The organism is Longimicrobium sp. (assembly GCF_036280135.1).
Classification (GTDB): domain Bacteria; phylum Gemmatimonadota; class Gemmatimonadetes; order Longimicrobiales; family Longimicrobiaceae; genus Longimicrobium.
Genome location: NZ_DASURI010000917.1, coordinates 1 through 6,063 on the forward strand (window position 1 = coordinate 1; position 6,063 = coordinate 6,063).

General features: G+C 70.8%; 7 protein-coding genes. 4 read left to right on the forward strand and 3 right to left on the reverse strand.

The window, feature by feature from the left end; genetic code table 11:
* Positions 1-516: 516 nt before the first annotated feature.
* The 4 genes from VFZ20_RS29565 (at position 517) to VFZ20_RS29580 (ending at position 3,484) form a co-directional block, all read left to right on the forward strand.
* A complete protein-coding gene (locus VFZ20_RS29565; protein ID WP_329687563.1) occupies positions 517-1,860 on the forward strand; it encodes an amidohydrolase family protein in 1,344 nt (447 codons plus the stop codon).
* Positions 1,861-2,014: 154 nt separating this feature from the next.
* The gene (locus VFZ20_RS29570) at positions 2,015-2,380 is read left to right on the forward strand and encodes a SprB repeat-containing protein (RefSeq protein ID WP_329687564.1); all 366 of its coding nucleotides are present in this window, start codon (positions 2,015-2,017) and stop codon (positions 2,378-2,380) included.
* A gap of 201 nt (positions 2,381-2,581) precedes the next feature.
* Positions 2,582-3,193, forward strand: a complete 612-nt coding sequence (locus tag VFZ20_RS29575) for a cyclase family protein (RefSeq protein ID WP_414682959.1) — start codon at positions 2,582-2,584, stop codon at positions 3,191-3,193.
* A 123-nt stretch (positions 3,194-3,316) separates the two neighbouring features.
* The gene (locus VFZ20_RS29580) at positions 3,317-3,484 is read left to right on the forward strand and encodes a hypothetical protein (RefSeq protein ID WP_329687566.1); all 168 of its coding nucleotides are present in this window, start codon (positions 3,317-3,319) and stop codon (positions 3,482-3,484) included.
* Between the two features lie 112 nt (positions 3,485-3,596).
* Here VFZ20_RS29580 and VFZ20_RS29585 read toward each other — a convergent pair whose 3' ends face one another.
* The 3 genes from VFZ20_RS29585 to VFZ20_RS29595 form a co-directional block, all read right to left on the reverse strand.
* Complete coding sequence (locus VFZ20_RS29585) at positions 3,597-4,172, reverse strand: hypothetical protein (protein ID WP_329687567.1); 576 nt, start codon at positions 4,170-4,172, stop codon at positions 3,597-3,599.
* A gap of 699 nt (positions 4,173-4,871) precedes the next feature.
* Positions 4,872-5,720: a L,D-transpeptidase gene (locus tag VFZ20_RS29590; RefSeq protein ID WP_329687568.1), complete on the reverse strand. Its 849-nt coding sequence runs from the start codon at positions 5,718-5,720 to the stop codon at positions 4,872-4,874.
* A 100-nt stretch (positions 5,721-5,820) separates the two neighbouring features.
* Positions 5,821-6,063: hypothetical protein (locus VFZ20_RS29595; protein ID WP_329687569.1), on the reverse strand; the 243-nt coding region annotated here is incomplete at its 5' end.

Consider the following 6,063-nt stretch of genomic DNA (forward strand, 5'->3'; position numbering starts at 1 on the left):
CGGGGAAGGCTCCCGCCGGCAGCAACCCGCCCCTCCCCCGACCCCTCCCCGCTCGTTCCTCGCGGAGAGGGGAGAACGATCGCGCGAAGGTCGCCCCGGTGCACGCGAATCAACCTCCGCTGGGCAGTCCACGCAGGCGGACTTCGCGATGTTCCAGCGGCGAATTCATTCGCTCCTGGCGGCGCGGGCCTCACCCCGTTGCACTTCGACGGTGCGCGGCAGGAGCTGTCGGCGAAGGCCGACATCACGTTTTCGGTGCCGCGATTTCAATCGCCGGGGCTGGATACCGGCCGATCCACGCCATCCCGTCCGATCCGCCGATCCGCCGATCCGCCGATCCGCCGATCCGCCGATCCGCCGATCCGCCGCCCTCATCTCGCCCCGCACATCCTGCATCCATCCGCCGCCGCGCGCGGTTCGCCCCAGGCTGCTGGCGCATGGCGATGGTGCGGCGCAATGTTGCGTGCTGGCCCCGTGCTGCCGATCCGCATCCATCCACCTCCCGAGGTCGCCCCGATGAAGCTCGCGCTCCCGCGCCGCCCCATCCTCGCCGCCGCGCTCGCGCTGTCCGCCATCCTGCCCCACGCCGCGTGCGCGCAGGCCGCCGACGACGTGACGGCGTTCACGGACGTCACCGTCATCCCCATGGACTCGGAGCGCGCGCTGCCCAGGCACACGGTGCTGGTGCAGGGCGACCGCATCGTGGCCGTGGGGCCCAGCGCGTCCGTGGCCGTCCCCAACGGAGCGCGGCGCATCGACGGGCGCGGCAAGTACCTCGTCCCCGGCCTCGCGGAGATGCACGGCCACGTGCCCCCGCCGGGCGCGCCGGCGCAGTACACCGAGGACGTGCTGTTCCTGTACCTGGCCAACGGCATCACCACCGTGCGCGGCATGCTCGGCGCGGACGGCCAGCTGGACCTGCGCCGGCGCACCAGCCGCGGCGAGCTGTGGGGGCCCACGCTGTACCTGGCCGGCCCCAGCTTCAACGGCAACTCCGTCAACAGCCCCGAGCAGGCCGTGCGGATGGTGCGCGAGCAGCGCGCGGCGGGGTGGGACCTGCTCAAGGTGCACCCCGGCCTCACCCGCCCGGAGTACGACGCCATGGCGCGCACGGCGGCGGAGGAGGGCATCCGCTTCGGCGGCCACGTGCCGGAGGACGTGGGGCTGATGCACGCCCTGCGAATGGGGCAGGAGACGTTCGACCACGTGGACGGCTACGTGGAGTACGCCGGTGGCGCCGAAGGACCGATGGACGCGGTGAAGCTGGATTCCGCCATCCGCGTCACGCGCGAGGCGGGGGCGTGGGTGGTGCCCACGATGGCGCTTTGGGAGGTGCTGTACACCACGCTGCCGCTGGATTCGCTGCTGGCGTTTCCGGAGCTGCGGTACACGTCCACGCAGTCGTTGCAGCAGTGGATCAACGGGTACAACCAGCGCCGCGCGGCGGCCGGGTTTGACCTGGAGACGGCGCGGCGGGCCATCGCGGCGCGTCAGCAGGTGCTGGCGGCGCTGCACCGCGGCGGCGCGGGCATCCTGATGGGCACGGACGCGCCGCAGCAGTTCAGCGTGCCCGGCTTCTCGCTGCACCGCGAGTTCCCGCGGATGCGCGCCGCCGGCATGTCGCCGTACGAGATCCTGGTGACGGGCACGCGCAACGTGGGCCAGTACTTCCAGCGGCAGGACGCGTTCGGCACCATCGCCGTGGGCCGGCGCGCGGACCTGCTGCTGCTGGACGCCGATCCCCTGGCGCACGAGGCCAACCTGCAGCGCATCGCCGGCGTGATGGCGCGCGGCCGCTGGCTCCCCGCGAGCGAGATCCGCACGCGGCTTGATGCGATCGCCGCGCGCAACCCGCGGTGATGGAGTGCGTTAGTGCGTTCGTGCGGGGCGGCTCCACGGGCCCGTCCCGCACTTGCTTCCCATGCTTTCGTCATTTATGTCGTTAATTGACACTGGTGCCGAATCGCGGTATCCTCCTCCTTCCTTGGAATTCACCCGTTTCCTGGAGGATGCGATGCGCCGTGCCTGGGCTCTTCTCGCCATTCCCGCCGTCCTCGCGCTCGCCGGCTTTGACCACGCGCCGCGCGCCGAGTCGTCGATCGCGGCCAGCGTCTCCTGCAACAACATGGGAAGCGGATCGTTCGCGTGCTACGCCTCGGCCAGCGGCGGGAGCGGCGGCTACACGTACACGTGGAGCTGGTACCAAAAGCGCCTGGGTCACACCATCGGCGGCCCTTTCCCCGCCCCCAGTCCGGACCCGGAGGCCTTCGGAACGTGCAGCCTGGGCTACACCGTCTACGTGACCGTCACGGTCGCCGACAGCCAGGGCGCCACCACCGCGGCGAGCACCCAGCTGCTGTGCCGCCAGTGGCCGGATTGAAGCGCTGACGCAACGCCGGCACGCTTCGGGCGGCGCGCATGAACTGCGCGCCGCCTCTTTCGTTCGGCGGAGCGGGATGAGGCGCGTCCGCGCGCGATGCGCTATCGTGTCGCGAGGCAGATCAACCGGACAACCGCGATCAGGGGAGATGCGGTGAGCGAGCGCAGACTGGTGGACGTGAGCCACACGGTGGAATCGGGGATGGTGACCTACAAGGGGCTGCCCGCGCCCCTCATCTGCGACTACCTGAGCCGCGAGGCGTCGAAGGAGCGCTACGCGCCGGGGACGGAGTTCCAGATCGGGCGCATCGACATGGTGGCCAACACGGGCACCTACGTGGACGCGCCGTTCCACCGCTACGCGCACGGCAAGGACCTGTCGGAGCTGCAGCTCACGTCGCTGGCGGACGTGGACTGCGTGGTCGTGCGCCCGCGGCTGGACGGGCGCGCCATTGGCCCCGAGGCGTTCGCGGACCTGGACGTGCGCGGACGGGCCGTGCTCGTCCAGACGGGCTGGGACCGCAACTGGCGCACGGACGCGTACTTCGAGGGCCATCCGCACCTCACGGAGGCCGCCGCGCTGCACCTGGCGGACGCCGGTGCGGCCATCGTGGGCATCGACTCGTTCAACATCGACAGCGTGGATGAGGGCACGCGTCCCGTGCACAGCGTGCTGCTGGGCCGCGACATCCCCATCTGCGAGCACATGTGCAACCTGGCGGACCTGCCCAGCTCCGGCAGCCGCTTTTTCGCCGTCCCCGTGAAGGTTAAGGGGATGGGCACCTTCCCCGTCCGCGCCTTCGCCATCTGCTGATCCGCGAACGGCGCTCCTGACAAACGGCCGCCATCCGGGCATCTTGAGACGCCAGCCGGACGGGGTGCGTCGGGCAGCCCGTCCCGTCCCGTCCAGGTCCACGTGACGACAGGAGATGCGGCGATGCGTAAGCTGGAGCTCAAGCTCGACGAGCTGGCGGTGGAGTCGTTCGCGGTGCAGGCGGACGAGAAGGGGCGCGGGCGCGGCACGGTGCAGGCGCACGCGCCGGATACGCAGCAGTTCCGGTGCACGTACTTCTGCACCTACAACTGCACGGGCCTCCCCTGCTGATCCGCGGATGAAGGACGAAGACCCCGGCCGGTGCTCCCGGCCGGGATCTTCGCCCGTGATCTCCAGTTCACTCCCGCACTAACGCACTAACGCACTTCCGCACTCACGCACTTCACCGCCGCCAGGCCAGGCCCACGCCCACGTCCGGCGTCTGGTCGCTCAGGCCCACGCTCAGGCGAAAGATGAGGTTCTGCGAGAACTCGGCGTCCAGACCCAGCTCGGCCAGCAGCTCCGTGTCCCAGTCGTCGTCCTGGAGGAGGCCGTCGATCAGGGCAATGCGGGGGTGGATGTACGGCGTGAGCGCCAGCCCCGGGTTCACGAAGCGCTTGCCGATGCTCAGGCCCGCCTGCAGGCCCAGCGCGTCCACGTCGCCGATGAGGCCCTGCGCGCCCGCCGTGAACGCCACGTCGATGGGCGCCGACGTGGCGATGGGCGAGCGCACCTCGCCGCCCACCGAGATCAGCCCGTCCGGCTCGGCGTCCACGTAGCCCACGCGCAGCCCCACGGGGCCGCTGCGCCAGATCCCCTCCAGCGTGAGGTCGCCGGGCGAGTCGCTCAGGTACACGCCCAGGTCGTTCATCGGCACGGGGGCCTGGTAGCTGGGCGTGAACACCTGCGCGTTAGCCGTGCTGGACAGGGCAAGCACGGCGGCGGCCGCCACGGCGGACATCGATACGGTTCTCTTCATTGCTCCAACGGGGTTCCGTTACGGCCAGGCACACCAGCGTGCCCGGCTTCGGCAACGGACCCATACAAGTCCGGGACCACTCCGCCGCTGATACTCCGTTCGTCCGAATCTGCTACGTAGGCCGTGTGTTTCCTGGTTGATCTGCCATGTTCGGCGAGTCCGGCCCTTCATGCGGGGTGGACCCGCGAGAGGACACCCGCCGTCCCCCCGCCGGCACATCGCTCCCGGAATGCGAAATCCCGCCCGGCGGAGAACCGGGCGGGACCTCGATCGTTCCGATCCGCGGTTGAAGCACTTCATCCCGCGCGTCCCGCCATGGTCATCCTGAGAGGGTGTTGCCAAACCTCGCGCTTCGGGCCGCGTCATCCTGAGGAGCCGCCGCGTGGTCCCTGCCCGAACGTGATCTTTGGCGGCGACGAAGGATCTTGCCCGCGAAACTCTGCGGCGGCCCCCGTGCACGGAAGCCGCGTTCGAGTTTCGCACACAAGATCCTTCGGTCGCGCCAAGGTTCTGTCTGCGTTCAGGTTACGCGCGGCGCTCCCTCAGGATGACGCTCCTCGGCCTCCATCCAAGGTTGGTTTGGCAGCACCCTCTGAGGAGCCGCGGCGCGGACCGTCGTCACGATGGAACCCTGGCGGCGACGGAGGCTTTGCGGGATGACAATCGCGCGGCGAATCGCGGAGCGTCTGCCGACACCGCTCAGAAGATGTAGACGGGTGTGCCGACGGGCACGTTCTGGTACAGGTACGCGATGGCATCGTCGTCCAGGCGAATGCAGCCGTGCGTGGCCGCCTGGCCGATGGACGCCTTGTGCGGCGTGCCGTGCAGCATGTACCCGCCGCCCAGGTCCAGCTTGTACGCGCCCAGCTCGCCGGCGACGCGGCGGTTGCGCGTGCCCAGCGGCGGCGCGTAGAGCGTGGTCCCGAAGATCACCTCCTCGTCCTCGGGGATGAGCTCCATCCCCCCGTTGGCATGCACGTGGGCGATGCGGTCCCCGCGCACCTCCAGGCGGCCGCCGTCGGGCAGGGGCGTGGGGCGGCCGCGCTCCAGCTGCACGAGCGTCCAGCCGCTGTCGGCCGCCAGCTCGGCGTAGTGCCAGTCCGGCGGCGTCCACACGGGGTTGGTCTGCTTGCTGAGCACCTGGCGCACGCTGCGCGGCGTCTCGAACCGCCACGCGCGCTCGCCGTGGCGCAGCGTGCGCCCCGTCCCCACGGCCACGGGTGCGCGGAACAGGGTGTCGCGGCCCTGCACCAGCCACAGCCGCCGCTCGTCCACGGACACGAGCACGCGCAGGGCCGTGGACCGGTCCGCCGCCGCCCGCACGCTCCCCGCCGCCGCGGACGCGCGCGGCGAAATCCGCACGAGCCCGCTGTCCCGCGGGGCAGACGGTGTCGCCGTCATCTCTCCTGACGCCGTGACCGACGCGGCCCCGGCGAGGGATGCGGCGGCGGACGCCTGGCGGTCCGGCGGGTCCTGCGCGGCGGCGGGCATGGCGGCCAGGGCCGCCAGCGCGAGCACGGCATGCCGGAAGAAACGCATCTCCATCATCTCACCACTTGCAAGGAGGCCGCGGCCGCCCCGCTGAACGCGCGGGAGCGGCCGCCGCCCGGTTCTCCGCGCCCGAACCGCGGGCGCGGGCCGGCGTGCGCTACTGGTCCTTGCTCACCTGCATGGAGCGGCGGCTGCTGGAGGTGTTGCTCCAGTTGCCGTTCTGCGTGCCGCTGTTCTGCATGGTGCCGCTCTGCATCGTCCCGCCCTGCATCGTTCCCTGACCCTGCATGCTGCTGCCCTGCATAGTCCCGTTCTGCATCGTGCCCTGACCCTGTATGGTGGAGCCCTGCATGTTGCCCTGGCCCTGCATGGTCCCGTTCTGCATGGTGCCCTGCTGGCC

Bases quoted from the DNA above. Each gene is read 5' to 3' on its own strand.
- VFZ20_RS29590 (WP_329687568.1), bottom strand. From the start codon at position 5,720: ATGATGGAGATGCGTTTCTTCCGGCATGCCGTGCTCGCGCTGGCGGCC.
- VFZ20_RS29575 (WP_414682959.1), top strand. From the start codon at position 2,582: ATGGTGACCTACAAGGGGCTGCCCGCGCCCCTCATCTGCGACTACCTG.
- VFZ20_RS29570 (WP_329687564.1), top strand. From the start codon at position 2,015: ATGCGCCGTGCCTGGGCTCTTCTCGCCATTCCCGCCGTCCTCGCGCTC.
- VFZ20_RS29585 (WP_329687567.1), bottom strand. From the start codon at position 4,172: ATGAAGAGAACCGTATCGATGTCCGCCGTGGCGGCCGCCGCCGTGCTT.
- VFZ20_RS29580 (WP_329687566.1), top strand. From the start codon at position 3,317: ATGCGTAAGCTGGAGCTCAAGCTCGACGAGCTGGCGGTGGAGTCGTTC.
- VFZ20_RS29565 (WP_329687563.1), top strand. From the start codon at position 517: ATGAAGCTCGCGCTCCCGCGCCGCCCCATCCTCGCCGCCGCGCTCGCG.